Raw genomic sequence first — 13,151 nt, 5'->3', positions numbered from 1 at the left:
CGCCCTGCGGGGCGACACCGTTAACGGAAGTAGACAGAAAACTATGAAGCAAGGTTTGCAACTCAGGCTCAGTCAACAGCTGGCCATGACTCCTCAGCTCCAGCAGGCGATCCGCCTGCTGCAGTTGTCCACGCTTGAGCTTCAGCAAGAGATCCAGCTGGCGCTGGAGAGCAATCCGCTGCTTGAACAGACCGATCTGCACGACGAAATCGACGCCAAAGAAACCCAGGAGACCGAGGGGCTCGATACCCGCGAGGCCTTGGAGCAGAAAGACATGCCGGAAGAGCTGCCGCTGGACGCCACGTGGGATGAAATCTATACCGCGGGCACGCCGTCCGGCACCGGCACCGACTACAGCGACGACGAGCTGCCGGTCTATCAGGGCGAGACCACCCAAACGCTGCAGGATTACCTGATGTGGCAGGTGGATCTGACGCCGTTTTCCGATACCGACGCCGCCATCGCCACCTCCATCGTCGACGCGGTGGACGACACCGGCTATCTCACCGTGCCGCTGGAAGACATTCTGGAAAGCCTGGGCGACGAAAACGTGACCCTCGAGGAAGTCGAGGCGGTGTTGAAGCGCGTGCAGCGTTTCGATCCGATCGGCGTCGCCGCGCGCGATCTGCGCGATTGCCTGCTGGTGCAGCTCTCCCAATACGCCAAAGACACCCCTTACCTGGCCGAAGCGCGGCTGATCATCAGCGACCATCTGGATCTGCTGGCCAACCACGACTTTCGCAGCCTGATGCGATCAACCCGGCTAAAAGAAGATACACTGAAAGAAGCGATGCTGCTGATTCAGTCGCTCGATCCGCGCCCGGGGCAGTCGATCAATACCGGCGAATCGGAATACGTGATTCCGGACGTGCTGGTGCGCAAGACGCAGAACAAATGGACGGTCGAGCTCAACGGCGACAGCGTGCCGCGTTTGAAGATCAATCAGCAATACGCCGCGCTGGGCAACAGCGCCCGCAGTGAAGCCGACGGCCAGTTCATCCGCAGCAACCTGCAGGAAGCCAAGTGGCTGATTAAAAGCCTGGAGAGCCGCAATGAGACGCTGCTGAAGGTCACCCGCTGCATCGTCGATCAACAGCAGGCGTTCTTCGAGCAAGGCGAAGAGTTTATGAAACCCATGGTGCTGGCGGATATCGCCCAGGCCGTGGAGATGCATGAATCGACGATCTCGCGCGTCACCACGCAGAAGTTTCTGCACAGCCCGCGCGGCATTTTCGAATTGAAATATTTCTTCTCCAGCCACGTGAATACCGACAGCGGCGGCGAAGCCTCCTCGACGGCGATCCGCGCGTTGGTGAAGAAATTGATTGCGGCGGAAAACCCCGCCAAACCACTCAGCGACAGCAAGCTGGCCACCCTGCTCGCCGATCAGGGGATCATCGTGGCGCGGCGCACCGTCGCCAAGTACCGAGAGTCTTTGTCCATCCCGCCGTCGAACCAGCGTAAACAGTTGGTTTGACCTCTATTGAGAAGGAAGACACTATGCAGCTCAACATTACCGGACACCACATCGAAATCACCGATCCGTTGCGCGAGTTCGTGAACAACAAGTTCGCCAAACTCGAACAGTACTTTGATCGCATCAATCAGGTGTATGTTGTATTAAGTGTGGAAAAAGTGCAGCAAATTGCGGAAGCAACGGTGCACGTGAATGGAGGCGAGTTGCACGCCACCTCGGAAGACGAGAATATGTATGCCGCAATTGATACGCTGATCGACAAATTGGCACGTCAATTGAACAAACATAAAGACAAATTGAAGCAACACTGACACCCTAACCCATTCCATGAGGCGGCATCCGTCGCCGCCTCACCCTTCGGCGCGTGACCCGCATGGGTGACGCGCCGAACGGTAATCAGGGTTAAAACCGACGAAAAACCGCCTTGCCGGGTTCGCCCGGCGGCGCGGTTTTAAGTGAAGATGAGATGAACAACGAATATATGCAATTAAGCTCGGTGTTAAACATCGAGTGCACCAAAAGCTCGGTACACTGCACCAGCAAGAAGCGGGCTTTGGAAATTATCAGCGAACTGGCCGCCAAACAGCTCAACCTGCCTTCGCAGGTGGTGTTTGACGCGGTTCTCACCCGGGAGCGCATGGGCAGCACCGGTATCGGCAACGGTATCGCCATTCCCCACGGCAAACTGGAAGAGGACACACTGCGGGCCGTTGGCGTGTTTATCCGTCTCGACCAACCCATCGCTTTCGACGCTATCGACAACCAGCCGGTCGACCTGCTGTTCGCGCTGCTGGTGCCTGCCGATCAGTGCAAAACCCATTTGCATACGCTGTCGCTGGTCGCCAAACGCCTGGCCGACAAAACCGTATGCCGCCGCCTGCGCGCCGCGCAGAGCGACGAAGAACTTTACCAAATCATCACCGAGTGATGCCCGGCCGGCGTGACTTCCAGCCCGGATAACGATACTGTTTTACGATGATGGATCCGGCTGCGGCCGGAATAACAAAGTTTAACGGTGGCGATGAACGCCGCCGCGATGCCAGGGGAGTTGCCACATGGTGCTGATGATTGTCAGCGGCCGTTCCGGTTCCGGAAAATCCGTCGCCTTGCGGGCGCTGGAAGACATGGGTTTTTACTGCGTTGACAACCTGCCGGTGGTGCTGCTGCCGCAGCTCGCCAATACGCTGGCGGAACGCAATATCTCCGCGGCGGTCAGCATCGACGTGCGCAACATGCCGGAATCACCGGAAGTGTTCGAATACGCGATGACTCAGCTGCCGGACAGCTTCTCGCCGCAGCTGCTGTTCCTCGACGCCGATCGCAACACGCTGATCCGCCGTTACAGCGACACCCGCCGCCTGCACCCGCTCTCCAGCAAAAACCTGTCGCTGGAAAGCGCCATCGACGAAGAGAGCGATCTGCTCGAACCGCTGCGCTCGCGGGCGGACCTGATTATCGACACCTCGGAAATGTCGGTGCACGAACTGGCCGAAATGCTGCGCACCCGCCTGCTGGGCAAGCGCGAGCGCGAACTGACCATGGTGTTCGAATCCTTCGGCTTCAAACACGGCATCCCGATCGACGCCGACTACGTGTTCGACGTGCGCTTCCTGCCGAACCCGCACTGGGATCCGAAGCTGCGGCCGATGACCGGCCTGGACAAACCGGTGGCGTCGTTCCTCGATCGCCATACCGAAGTGCACAACTTCATCTACCAGACCCGCAGCTATCTGGAACAGTGGCTGCCGATGCTGGAAACCAACAACCGCAGCTACCTGACGGTCGCCATCGGCTGTACCGGCGGCAAGCACCGTTCGGTGTACGTGGCGGAACAGCTGGCCGATTACTTCCGCTCGCGCGGCAAGAACGTGCAGTCGCGCCACCGCACGCTGGAAAAGCGTAAACAATGACGGTCAAACAGACGGTTGAAATCAAAAACAAGCTGGGCATGCACGCGCGCCCGGCGATGAAACTGTTCGAACTGGTGCAAAGCTTCGATGCCGAGGTGATGCTGCGCAACGAAAGCGGCACCGAGGCCGAAGCCAGCAGCGTCATCGCGCTGCTGATGCTGGACTCCGCCCAGGGCCGGCATATCGAAGTCGAAGCGACCGGCCCCGACGAAGTCAACGCGCTGGCGGCAGTGGTCGAGCTGTTCAACTCCGGGTTTGATGAAGATTAGTCGCTGAAACTCTCCCCATGCGTCGCCTCGGCGCATGTGTTCCTCCGCCCCTCCCATAACGTAGCCCTCCCGTTTCTCACTTTGCGAATCCGCTTCCAGAATCAGCCGTAACCGCCTGTAAATTCACATCATGGATTTGGTAATCGCAATAGTGTGTAACGCAAAAACAGACAACAGGCGGGTGTTTCCCCACGCTTTGCTTGTGGGACAACGGAAAGTTTACAATTTGTGAACTTCACCGGCAGTCGCTATAATGTTCACCGGGTAGGAATCGAAGGAACGATGCATATCATTTCCAGGGAACCGTTCAATAACGCAACGAAACAATATCCCAATGAAGCCACTGCTCTCGAGGCCATTTATAAAGCGTTGCGACGGGGCGAGTTCCGCACGCCGGACGAGTTAAAAGCGCTTTTTCCTTCGCTCGATCGTATGAAATACAAAGAGAAATGGTGGGTCATTGACGTCGGCGGCAACCACCTGCGGATCTTGTTCTTTGCCAGCTTCGAGACACAGAAAGTCTTCATAAAGCATATCGTTAGCCACGCCGAATACGACAAGCTGATGCAGCACTATCGAAGGAGTTCATCATGATTACAGATGCCATTAAGGCGGCCGATGCGCTACTGCGCGCCGTGCCCTTGTTGCAGGGCAGCCGCGCTCAGCAAGACTACCGGGAAGCGCTCGAATTGGTGGAATACCTGCTGGAAAACGATGAACGCCATCCGCTGATTGACATGTTGGCAAAAAAAATCGCCGAATATGAAGACAACAGCGCCGAATTTACCGCATTCAACCAGCGTATAACCCAACTCCCGCAGGGGGTGGCCGCGCTTCGCGTACTGATGGAACAGCACCAACTCAGCCAAAGTGATTTTGAACATGAGATCGGTAAAAAGTCGTTGGTTAACCAAATCCTGAACGGCAAAAGATCGCTGACCATTCCGCACATTATGGCGCTGGCCAAGCGTTTCAATCTGCCCCCGGCCCTGTTCCTGCCGGAAGCGGATTAGCCCTCAACTCCGGCTCAGGCAGTCCAGCGCCACCGCTTTGAAGCTGTCGAAGCTGTCGCTGCCCAGCAGGCGGCTCATTGAACGTTCACGCACGAAGGTGACGAACAGCTCGTAGATCGCCATCGCCTCTTCATAATCGCTCTTGCTGATCGCCAGCAGGAAAATCACGTGCGCAACCTCACCTTCCCCCCAGGCGACGCCCTGCGGCGCCAGCAGCGTCACCACCACGGTCTTCTTCGCCAGCAGCCCCAGCGAATGCGGCAGCGCGATGCCCTCGCCCAGCAGCGTGGAAACGATCGCCTCGCGTTCGACCACCGACGGATAAAAATCCGCGCCGACATACCCTTCTCGCTCCAGCTGGCCGCACACCCGGCTGAACAGCTCCGCCTGCGTCAGCGGCTCGTTGAGCACCATAAAATGTTCGGCGTCGAAGAACTTCTCCAGCATGTACGGTTTGGTGCGATCCACCAGCACCAATTTGCCCAGTTGTTCCAGCTGATAATCGGTCGGGAACGGCGACATCACCACCACCGGCTTGTTCTTCTCGCCGATGCGGGCGTTGGAAATCACGAAGTCTTCGTCGATGTGCGCGAGCATCTCGTAATCGCGCAGCGAAACGATGCGCGTCATCACCAGCTGCGGGTACTTGCGCGCAATCTGCGCCTGGATCATGCGCACCGTCGAGTTGCCGGTGTCGCACACCAGCATCACCTGCGGGTGGCGTTCATAACCGATGTTGTAATGCCGCTCCAGCCCCACGCCGATGTGCAACACCAGATAGCCGATCTCGTTTTCACTCAGGGTATAAGGCGTGTACTTGCCCCAGCTGGAGACCGCCGCCAGCGTCACGTCGTAAGCCATCGGATAGTGCTGCTTGATGTTGGCCAGCAGCGGATTGGGGATGTTGATCTGGTATTTCACCCGCGTAATCATGGTCTTGATATGGGTGAGCAGATCGGCCCGCAGCTGCTCGTCGCCCTGCAGGTTGTAGTTATAGTGTGCGTTGATGTAGGACAGGATGTAGTCCACCAGCGCCTCTTCATCGTCGGCGTTGATCTCGGTCGGCTGCACGTCCTGCACGCGCCGCGCGGCGATGTTGACCCGCAGATAGGCCTCTTCGGCCATCGAGATCTCTTTGCCGGAGGCCGCGCGCAGCTCCGCCGCCAGACGGGTCGACACCTGACGCACCGCCTCGTCGCCGTCCTCCACCTCGAAGTCCGGCAGCGGATAACCGTCGTTGATGCGCCGCAGCGCCACCGCGCAGTAGAAGATCAGGTACTGCTCGCCCTCGTCGGTCAGGCGAATGGCGTATTGCGACAACAGCGGGTGCAGCAATCCGGCGAACGCCGCCACCTGCGGCTGCAACAGGATCTCGTTGTTGAGCAACGGGTTCTCGGCGTCGGCCAGCTGCAGCTGGAACAGCAGATCGGTCAGGCAGGCGCGGATCGCCATCTCCGCGCCGAACAGCTTCATGCCGTAGCGCGGCTTGGTTTCGATCGTCAATTGATAGTGCGCCAGACGCTCTCTCACCTCAGCCATGTCGTTTTGCAGCGTGCCGCGGCTGACGAACCATTCGTCGGCCAGATCTTCCAGTTTGAGAGAGAAGGCTGAGGTCAAAAAACGCACCAGCAGATAATGCACCCGCTCCTGCGCGCTGCGCGGGGTGGCCTGTTTGCGGCGCTCCTGATGCTGCAGGGCGCTGAACAGCGCGGCGTTATCGACCTGCAAACGATAGCCGGCCCCGCGGCTATGCACGAAGCGCGCGCCGTATTTGTCCAGGATCTCGTTCAGCGCGGTGATATCCGCCCGCACCGTGCGGGTGGACACGGCGAAACGCTTCGCCAGCTCATCCTGCGGCAAAGTCTCGGTTTGCAAAGCATCGAACAAGTAAGCCAAACGCGGGTAAGGAAATCGCACCATTCTGTGTCCGTCAATCAGGCGGCCCACCCGGCGAACCGGGCGGGCCACGGGTTACTTCGCCGGCGGCAGGAACGCCATTTGCGAGGGGCTGCCGATCGGCAGATAGCCGCCCACAAAGCTGAGTTTGCCGTCCGTCGGGTTGACGCTGAAGCGAGTGACGTTATCGCTGCGCTGGTTCAGCGCATACAGATAGCGGCCATCCGGGCTCAGCGCCAGCGAACGCGGATAATCGCCGCGGGTCCAGGTTTCCGCCACCGGTTTCAACTCGCCGCCGGCGCCCACGCTGAACTGGGCAATGCTGTTATGCAGCCGGTTGGCGACGTACAGCGTGTCGCCGTTCTTGCTGAGCGCCAGCCCCGAAGCGAAGCTGGTGCCCTGATAGTCGGCGGGCAGCGCGGAAACCGCATGCAGTTGTTTCAGAGTACCTTTTTGGCGATCAAAACGGTAGCTGGTCAACGTCGAGGCCTCTTCGTTCACCAGCAGCACGGTGTCGCCGTCCGGGTGGAACACAAAATGACGCGGGCCGGCGCCGGCGGAAGAGGCGGCGATCCACGGCGGATCGTTCGGCGTCAGCCGGCCGCTCGCGGTGTCAAAGCGCCATTGGTAGATGCGATCCAACCCCAAATCGGTGGAGAACACGAACTTGCCGCTCGGATCGCTGGCGATCATATGGGCATGCGGGCCATTGTGATCGCTGATGGCGAAGCTGCCGTTCACCGCCGCCGCCGGTTTGGCCGCGCCCGCCGGGCCCTGCTGTTGCTGCACCGAGCTGGCGGCGCCCAGGCTGCCGTCCGCTTCAATCGGGAAAGCCGCCACGCTGCCGCTGACATAGTTCGCCACCAGCAGATGGCGACCGTCCGGCGTCGAGGAGAGATACACCGGCCCTGCCCCCTGCGAATCTACCTGGTTGAGCTGCGTCAGTGCGCCATCGGCCGGATTGACCCGGTAAGCGGTGATGCCGCCGTGTTTGCCGCCGTTGAAGTCGGCCACTTCACTGGCGACATACAGCGTCTTGCCGTCAACGCTCAGCGTCAGCTGCGCCGGATTCGGCACTTTGCTGACCAGCGTGGCGTGGCTCAGCGCGCCGCTGGCCGGATCGACCTGCACCCGGTAAACGCCTTCGCCGTTGGGATTGTAGGTGCCGATATAGGCGAAATGAGATGACGTGGAGTTCATTGCATCCTCAGCATGCAGCGCCGGGCCGGTCACGGCCAGCAGCGCCAGGAACAACGCGGTGCGTCGGGTTGGAACCTGCCAGTTTCGCATAGTAATCCTCAGTATAGGTAACGGCGCGGCATGCCGCGCCACGGGAAAACCTTCGCCTCCCAGCGTTTACCTCATCCCATTACGCGTTCAGCCCACCAGCTTTTTGGTCATCGCCAGCAGGGTTTTCACGTCCTGCGGACGCGTGTCGCCGCTGGCGGCGTCGATGATCGAGCTGTAGATATGCGGGATCACGCGTTTCACGCCGGCCGCCAGGGCGATCTCAACGATCGGCTCGTAGTTTTCCAGATCGATGCCGCCGGTCGGCTCCAGCATGAAGTCATGCTCGGCGCAGGCCTTGGCGACGTATTGGTATTCCTCCTTGCACTTCAGGCCGCCCATCGGGAAATACTTGATGGAACTGCCGCCCATGTCCTTCAGCAAAGCGATGGCGGTTTCCACCGGCACGATGCCGTCCGGCGCCGCGGCGCTCAATGGGCCGGTAGAGATCTTCACCCAGCCGACGCGGCCGGTCGGCGACACCAGGCCGTTGACCACGCTGTCGTTCTGGCCCAGCAGCGCGCGGCTGGCGCCGACGCCGGTAAACACCTGGTTAACGTGCTGCGGCTGCACCTGCTGAGCGATCAGGCTGACCATCGCCGACTGCTTCGGATCGCCGGCGCCCAGGCCGACCGACAGCGCGTTTTCAATCAGGCGCGCATAGCGCAGCATGTCGGTCACCGCGCTGTCGACGTCCGGGTAGTTCTTGGAGAGCACGCCCACCAGCACATGGCCTTCCGCCGCGGCGTAGATGTCCTGCGCGTTGGCTTTGGAGCCGGCCAGCACGTTCAGGCAGACGCGGTCGCGATAGTAGTTAGGCTGCAGCTTCATGCTTGTTTCTCCGTAAACAGGTTTTTGATACAGCTAAAGACGGTCATCAGCTGTTGCTCGTCGACGCTGCGCACGTCGACCTCAATCTTGCCTTCGTTGGCCTTGTAGCCGCGGAAGTAGATGGCGATGTCGCCGGTTTTCAGCGCCTGGACGATGTCATAGGTCGACCGCCCCAGCACCGCTTCGTCGAAAGTGATCTCGGCGCGGGCGATATCGCGGCCGGCGCTGTCCCAGACGGTTTTGGCGCTGACGCCGGTCAGGGTGTTGAGGCTGTTGAGGAACGGCGTCATCCGCTCCACCATCTGTTGCCCGGTGGTTTTCTCAAGCGTCAGATAGCTTTCAATTGCCTGCGTCAGGCCGAGGATGCCCTCTTTGCCGACCTTCATCGCCCGGCCGATGCCGCCGGACTGCAGCTTCACCCATTCGACGTACCGTTTCTTGCCGATAACCAGGCCGCTGGTCGGCCCCTCGATGGCTTTGGCACCGCTGTAGATCACCAGATCGGCCCCCATCTGGTAGTAACACATCAGATCTTCTTCCGCCGCGGCGTCGACGATCAGCGGCAGGTTATGTTTACGCGCCACCACCGCCGCCTGTTCGACGGACAGAATGCTTTTCTGCACGCAGTGGTGCGATTTGACGTACAGGATCGCCGCCGTCTGCGGCGTGATGCAGGCTTCAATCTGCTCCGGCGAACATTCGTTGGCGTAGCCCGCCTCCACTACCTTGCCGCCGCCCAGCGCCACCATGGTGTCCACCGGCGCGCCGAAGTTGACGTTGTGGCCGCGCGGCAGCACGATCTCGCGCGGCACGGCGATCGGCGCCGAGTGCAGGTTCACCAGCAGATTGGCGTTATCTTTAACGATCACCGCCGCCACTGACTGGGCGATCCCCGCCGAAGCGCAGGAAACGATCACCGCGTCCTCCACGTTGAGCAGATCGGCGATGTAGGCGCCGGTCTTGTTGACCAGATCCTTGATTTCGAAATAGTGGTTCAGGCCGTAATCAACGGCGTCGATCACGTCCTGGCGCGGCGTGGAAACGCCGAGAATGGTCATGCGGCCGGAGGTGTTGATCACCTGCTTCAAACCGTATTTTTCATAAATCGAAGACATGGCTTGCCTCCCCTTGTTCGGTTAATAGGATTTCCCCGGCCACTACCGCAGCCAGCGGCACCAACAGCCGTTCGCCCTCGGCGGTTTGCCCTTCGGCGTCGGCGAACACCTGCGGTTCGCGGCGCAGTTCAAACAGCGTGAAATCGGCGTCATAGCCCGGCTCCAGCCGCCCTTTGCCGCTCAGTTGCAGCGCCGACGCGGCGTTCTCCGTCACGCAGGCGATCACCTGCGGCAGCGTCAGGCCGACGCTGAAGAATTTGGACATCACCGTCGCCAGGCTATGCACCGGCCCGTTCATGCGGTTGCGGCAGTAAATATCGGAGCTGATGGTGTGCGGCAAAATGCCCAGTTTGATCGCCTGGCGCGCCACCTCGAAGCTGAAGCTGGCGGTGCCGTGCCCCACGTCGAGCAACACGCCGCGCCGCAGCGCGCGCTGGATAGACTCGCGCAATGTGCCCGCCGGCGTCAGAATGCGGTTCGGTTTGCCGTTGTAGCAGTGGGTGATGATGTCGCCGCGGGTCAGCAGATCGGCGATGTCGTCCAGATCCGGCGGGTTGTTGCCGATATGCACCATCAGCGGCAGTTGGCGGTTTTCCTGCTGGATCTCTTTGGCCAACACCAGCGGCCGGGTGCCGTTTTTCCCCACCACGCTGCTGCTCATGCGCGCCTTGATGCCGATGATGAAACCGGGGTGATTGGCGATGGCCTGGCCGGCCTCGCGCTTGTCGATGTCCGTCAACTCCGCCAGCTCGTTCTGCCGCAGCAGACCGATGCGCGAGATGTTGAGGAAGGCGAAAACGTTGGTTTTGGCGCTGCGCGTCAGCTGATAAAAGGCGTCGATATCGTCGGCGCCGGTGCTGCCGGCGTCGACCACGCTGGTGACGCCGCTGGCGACGCCGACCCGATCCGGCTCGTCATGGTAAATCGGCGATTCGGGATAGCAGTGCACGTGCGCGTCGATCCAACCGGCGCTCAGGCGGCAGTTGCCCGCCAGATCCAGCTGGCGAACGGCGCTGACGTCCGCCGCCAGCCGCCCCACCGAGGCTATTTTGCCGTCCTTTACCGCCAGATCGATCAGCGTATCGTCCGCCAGTCTGGCGCCTCTGATTACTAAGTCATACATACCGCATTGCTCCTGTTAGCCCGGGCGCCGCCGCAGCCTCGGGCGGCGCCTGGCGCAGGCCTCTTAAGAAATGGCTACCGGGAAGATCGCCCCCAGGATCATCGCGCCGAGGATCGCTCCGCCGGTGATCGGTTTACCCCAGATATAGAACAGCAGTGCGCCGAGCAGCGAACCGATGCCGATCGGGATCGAAGCGGTCATCGCCGACAGGATGATCAACGGCCCGAGGAAACGGCCCGACGAGTTGCCCGCGCCCATCATCACATCCGCGCCGTAGGTGGAGTTGCTCTGATTGATGGTGAATTTGCGCGCCAGGATGATCACGTAACCGATCGCCAGGCCGATGATCAGACCGGTGGCCAGTGACGCGGCGAAGTTGGCGACCGGGAACACGATGCCGGCCCCCAGCAGCAGAGCCGGTACGCCCAGCCCGACGCCGGTCTGGATCGCGCCGCCGATGTCGAGGATGCCCACCAGCGAGCCTTCGATGATGCGCGCGAACAGGAAGCTGGCGCCGAACGCCGCCACCGCGCCGTATACGCCGGTATCCATCCCCGCCCGCAGCATGGAGACGAAGGCCACTTCGTTAAAGGCGCCGATGCCGTACAGGTAGTACATGTGCGTCCCGGCGAACACGCCGGAGGACAGCAGGCCAACAAAAATCGGGAATGACCAGTCGGCGTACCAGAAGCCTTTTTGGGTTTGCTCTTCCATCATCCCGCTCCTTATTTACCGCTCAGGGTGTTGTGAATGGCGTCCAGCCAGCCCGGCACGCCGAGGCTGAAGGACTCGAGAACTTTCATATCGAAGCCGCGGAAGAAGCCGCTCAGCACGAACAGCAGCACGATCACCGCCATCATGATCTTGGTGATCTTGTTCCAGCCGCTCTCTTCCACGCCCTTGCCGATCAGAATGCCCAGCACCAGGCCCGGTACGGCGTTGCCCATGATCAGCTGCGCCAGGCCGCCGAAGATGGTGCCCCAGAAGCCGGAACGGCGCCCGGCGTCGATCGCCGCCAGCCAGAAGATCACCGGCATCACGGTGTTCACCAGCAGGTTGGCCGCCGGCACCAGCACCTTGATCGCGGTGACCTGCAGCGCGGCAGGCACGGCGGAAGCGGTGGTATTGAGGAAGGCCACCACCAGCATGCCGATGATGCCGCAGGCGATGGCCATTTTTTTCGGATCGTGCAGCGTTTGCGCCAGATTGCGGTTCTTGACCATCAGGGCCGCCGCGCCCCAGTGGGGGATGATGCGGTGATCGACGTCCTGCGTGAAGGAGCCCGCCGCCACGGAAGACGCCCAGGCGTTGAAGAAGAAGCCCAGACCGAATGAGAAGTGGGAAGCCGGATCGCCCTCGCAGGAGTTCAGCTCGCCCAGGGTGCGAAACGCCCCCATGCCCTGTGTTGTCGGCGCGTGGAACATGCGTGCGGCGCCGGCCCCTACGCCGACCCCCACCAGCCCACCGATAATAATCGATTTAAATAAGATGATTAAAAACATCAGTATACCCTTTCATTTATGCTAACGTTTTTATTTCGTGACGAAGACAACCTTCTCGGTATTGATAATGGTTACGTTCACGGTTATTTCCAGAGAAACGGCATAGCTCTTTCTTTCACGCGGCAAAAAGAAGAAAAGAAATTTCTCTTTAGTTATTTTCTCTTCCGCCTTCACTACGCTGACGTCCTGCGGCTCGATGCGCAGCAGAATATTGTTGGTGGACTTTAATACCGCGCCCTGCACATTAGCCAAGGCGGAAGCAAAAGCTTTCGCTTTGCTGTCGCCTTTACCCTCCACCTTCACCGATGTGGTATATTGCTCTTTCATTATGGATTGCCATGTTTTTTGACGTAGGCTTCCACCAGTTTCTGGCCCAGCTCTTCTTTATCCATAAAGCCGAAACCCAGCACGTTGCAGCCTTCGTTAATTGCCGTTACGCCCTCTTCCACCGAACGCATGCCGTATTTGGCCTTGTAGCCGTATTTGGTTTGCGCGGTAATCGCACCGGCGCCGCCGCTGCCGCAAAAAGAGATGCCCAGCTGCGCGTTTTCCGCTTTCATGACGTCGCCCAGCTTCATATCCGCCGCCACGCCGGGGATGACCACCGCTTTTCCGCCTGCGTTTTCAACGCCCTGGCCGACTTTTTGCCCTTTGCCCAAACGATCGCCGATCACTACGGTAATTTGACCCATGGTATATTCTCCTGATTGAAATCGATGCGTTAACCG

The 13,151-nt window shown here is 60.1% G+C and carries 16 protein-coding genes; 7 read left to right on the top strand and 9 right to left on the bottom strand.

What is annotated here, in order from left to right; all coding sequences use genetic code 11:
* Nucleotides 1–43: 43 nt before the first annotated feature.
* The 7 genes from rpoN to JL05_RS06995 all read left to right on the top strand — a co-directional run bounded on the left by rpoN (nucleotide 44) and on the right by JL05_RS06995 (nucleotide 4,669).
* Nucleotides 44–1,477 (top strand): RNA polymerase factor sigma-54, encoded by a 1,434-nt coding sequence (rpoN, locus tag JL05_RS07025; RefSeq protein WP_021505109.1) that lies wholly within the window; start codon nucleotides 44–46, stop codon nucleotides 1,475–1,477.
* Between the two features lie 23 nt (nucleotides 1,478–1,500).
* A complete protein-coding gene (gene hpf / locus JL05_RS07020; protein WP_004937038.1) occupies nucleotides 1,501–1,788 on the top strand; it encodes a ribosome hibernation promoting factor in 288 nt (95 codons plus the stop codon).
* Between the two features lie 155 nt (nucleotides 1,789–1,943).
* Nucleotides 1,944–2,405, top strand: coding sequence for a PTS IIA-like nitrogen regulatory protein PtsN (gene ptsN, locus JL05_RS07015; protein WP_016930212.1), 462 nt, complete (start codon nucleotides 1,944–1,946; stop codon nucleotides 2,403–2,405).
* 127 nt (nucleotides 2,406–2,532) lie between these two features.
* Entirely contained in the window at nucleotides 2,533–3,387 is an 855-nt protein-coding gene (rapZ, locus tag JL05_RS07010) for an RNase adapter RapZ (RefSeq protein WP_015379177.1), read from the top strand.
* A complete protein-coding gene (gene npr / locus JL05_RS07005) occupies nucleotides 3,384–3,656 on the top strand; it encodes a PTS phosphocarrier protein NPr (protein WP_004937034.1) in 273 nt (90 codons plus the stop codon). The genes rapZ and npr overlap by 4 nt, the downstream gene beginning before the upstream one ends.
* 282 nt (nucleotides 3,657–3,938) lie before the next feature.
* On the top strand, nucleotides 3,939–4,250 hold the full coding sequence (locus JL05_RS07000) for a type II toxin-antitoxin system HigB family toxin (RefSeq protein WP_004937033.1): 312 nt from the start codon (nucleotides 3,939–3,941) through the stop codon (nucleotides 4,248–4,250).
* Entirely contained in the window at nucleotides 4,247–4,669 is a 423-nt protein-coding gene (locus tag JL05_RS06995; protein WP_033632013.1) for a helix-turn-helix domain-containing protein, read from the top strand. The genes JL05_RS07000 and JL05_RS06995 overlap by 4 nt, the downstream gene beginning before the upstream one ends.
* Before the next feature lie 3 nt (nucleotides 4,670–4,672).
* Here the strand turns inward: JL05_RS06995 and JL05_RS06990 are convergent, their stop codons facing one another.
* From JL05_RS06990 to JL05_RS06950, 9 genes are all read right to left on the bottom strand, one after another.
* Nucleotides 4,673–6,589, bottom strand: a complete 1,917-nt coding sequence (locus JL05_RS06990; protein ID WP_033632012.1) for a BglG family transcription antiterminator — start codon at nucleotides 6,587–6,589, stop codon at nucleotides 4,673–4,675.
* 51 nt (nucleotides 6,590–6,640) lie between these two features.
* Nucleotides 6,641–7,855: a lactonase family protein gene (locus JL05_RS06985; RefSeq protein WP_033632011.1), complete on the bottom strand. Its 1,215-nt coding sequence runs from the start codon at nucleotides 7,853–7,855 to the stop codon at nucleotides 6,641–6,643.
* A gap of 87 nt (nucleotides 7,856–7,942) precedes the next feature.
* On the bottom strand, nucleotides 7,943–8,683 hold the full coding sequence (gene dagF / locus JL05_RS06980) for a 2-dehydro-3-deoxy-phosphogluconate aldolase (RefSeq protein WP_033632010.1): 741 nt from the start codon (nucleotides 8,681–8,683) through the stop codon (nucleotides 7,943–7,945).
* A complete protein-coding gene (locus JL05_RS06975; RefSeq protein WP_033632009.1) occupies nucleotides 8,680–9,798 on the bottom strand; it encodes a DgaE family pyridoxal phosphate-dependent ammonia lyase in 1,119 nt (372 codons plus the stop codon). The genes dagF and JL05_RS06975 overlap by 4 nt, the downstream gene beginning before the upstream one ends.
* A complete protein-coding gene (locus JL05_RS06970; RefSeq protein ID WP_004937015.1) occupies nucleotides 9,782–10,921 on the bottom strand; it encodes an amidohydrolase/deacetylase family metallohydrolase in 1,140 nt (379 codons plus the stop codon). Before JL05_RS06970 ends, JL05_RS06975 begins: the two co-directional genes overlap by 17 nt.
* Nucleotides 10,922–10,984: 63 nt before the next feature.
* Complete coding sequence (locus JL05_RS06965; RefSeq protein WP_004937013.1) at nucleotides 10,985–11,635, bottom strand: DUF4310 family protein; 651 nt, start codon at nucleotides 11,633–11,635, stop codon at nucleotides 10,985–10,987.
* An 11-nt stretch (nucleotides 11,636–11,646) separates the two neighbouring features.
* Nucleotides 11,647–12,423, bottom strand: a complete 777-nt coding sequence (locus JL05_RS06960) for a DUF4311 domain-containing protein (RefSeq protein ID WP_004937006.1) — start codon at nucleotides 12,421–12,423, stop codon at nucleotides 11,647–11,649.
* 30 nt (nucleotides 12,424–12,453) lie between these two features.
* Complete coding sequence (locus tag JL05_RS06955) at nucleotides 12,454–12,750, bottom strand: DUF4312 family protein (protein WP_004937003.1); 297 nt, start codon at nucleotides 12,748–12,750, stop codon at nucleotides 12,454–12,456.
* Nucleotides 12,750–13,115, bottom strand: a complete 366-nt coding sequence (locus tag JL05_RS06950) for a glycine-rich SFCGS family protein (protein WP_004937000.1) — start codon at nucleotides 13,113–13,115, stop codon at nucleotides 12,750–12,752. The genes JL05_RS06955 and JL05_RS06950 overlap by 1 nt, the downstream gene beginning before the upstream one ends.
* Between the last annotated feature and the right edge of the window lie 36 nt (nucleotides 13,116–13,151).

The sequence above is a fragment of the Serratia nematodiphila DZ0503SBS1 genome (assembly GCF_000738675.1).
Classification (GTDB): Bacteria; Pseudomonadota; Gammaproteobacteria; order Enterobacterales; family Enterobacteriaceae; genus Serratia; species Serratia nematodiphila.
The sequence above is the reverse complement of the archived record's forward strand: the minus strand, read 5'-3'. Positions and strand labels throughout refer to the sequence as shown.

Bases quoted from the DNA above. Each gene is read 5' to 3' on its own strand.
- rpoN (WP_021505109.1), top strand. From the start codon at position 44: ATGAAGCAAGGTTTGCAACTCAGGCTCAGTCAACAGCTGGCCATGACT.
- hpf (WP_004937038.1), top strand. From the start codon at position 1,501: ATGCAGCTCAACATTACCGGACACCACATCGAAATCACCGATCCGTTG.
- ptsN (WP_016930212.1), top strand. From the start codon at position 1,944: ATGAACAACGAATATATGCAATTAAGCTCGGTGTTAAACATCGAGTGC.
- rapZ (WP_015379177.1), top strand. From the start codon at position 2,533: ATGGTGCTGATGATTGTCAGCGGCCGTTCCGGTTCCGGAAAATCCGTC.
- npr (WP_004937034.1), top strand. From the start codon at position 3,384: ATGACGGTCAAACAGACGGTTGAAATCAAAAACAAGCTGGGCATGCAC.
- JL05_RS07000 (WP_004937033.1), top strand. From the start codon at position 3,939: ATGCATATCATTTCCAGGGAACCGTTCAATAACGCAACGAAACAATAT.
- JL05_RS06995 (WP_033632013.1), top strand. From the start codon at position 4,247: ATGATTACAGATGCCATTAAGGCGGCCGATGCGCTACTGCGCGCCGTG.
- JL05_RS06990 (WP_033632012.1), bottom strand. From the start codon at position 6,589: ATGGTGCGATTTCCTTACCCGCGTTTGGCTTACTTGTTCGATGCTTTG.
- JL05_RS06985 (WP_033632011.1), bottom strand. From the start codon at position 7,855: ATGCGAAACTGGCAGGTTCCAACCCGACGCACCGCGTTGTTCCTGGCG.
- dagF (WP_033632010.1), bottom strand. From the start codon at position 8,683: ATGAAGCTGCAGCCTAACTACTATCGCGACCGCGTCTGCCTGAACGTG.
- JL05_RS06975 (WP_033632009.1), bottom strand. From the start codon at position 9,798: ATGTCTTCGATTTATGAAAAATACGGTTTGAAGCAGGTGATCAACACC.
- JL05_RS06970 (WP_004937015.1), bottom strand. From the start codon at position 10,921: ATGTATGACTTAGTAATCAGAGGCGCCAGACTGGCGGACGATACGCTG.
- JL05_RS06965 (WP_004937013.1), bottom strand. From the start codon at position 11,635: ATGGAAGAGCAAACCCAAAAAGGCTTCTGGTACGCCGACTGGTCATTC.
- JL05_RS06960 (WP_004937006.1), bottom strand. From the start codon at position 12,423: ATGTTTTTAATCATCTTATTTAAATCGATTATTATCGGTGGGCTGGTG.
- JL05_RS06955 (WP_004937003.1), bottom strand. From the start codon at position 12,750: ATGAAAGAGCAATATACCACATCGGTGAAGGTGGAGGGTAAAGGCGAC.
- JL05_RS06950 (WP_004937000.1), bottom strand. From the start codon at position 13,115: ATGGGTCAAATTACCGTAGTGATCGGCGATCGTTTGGGCAAAGGGCAA.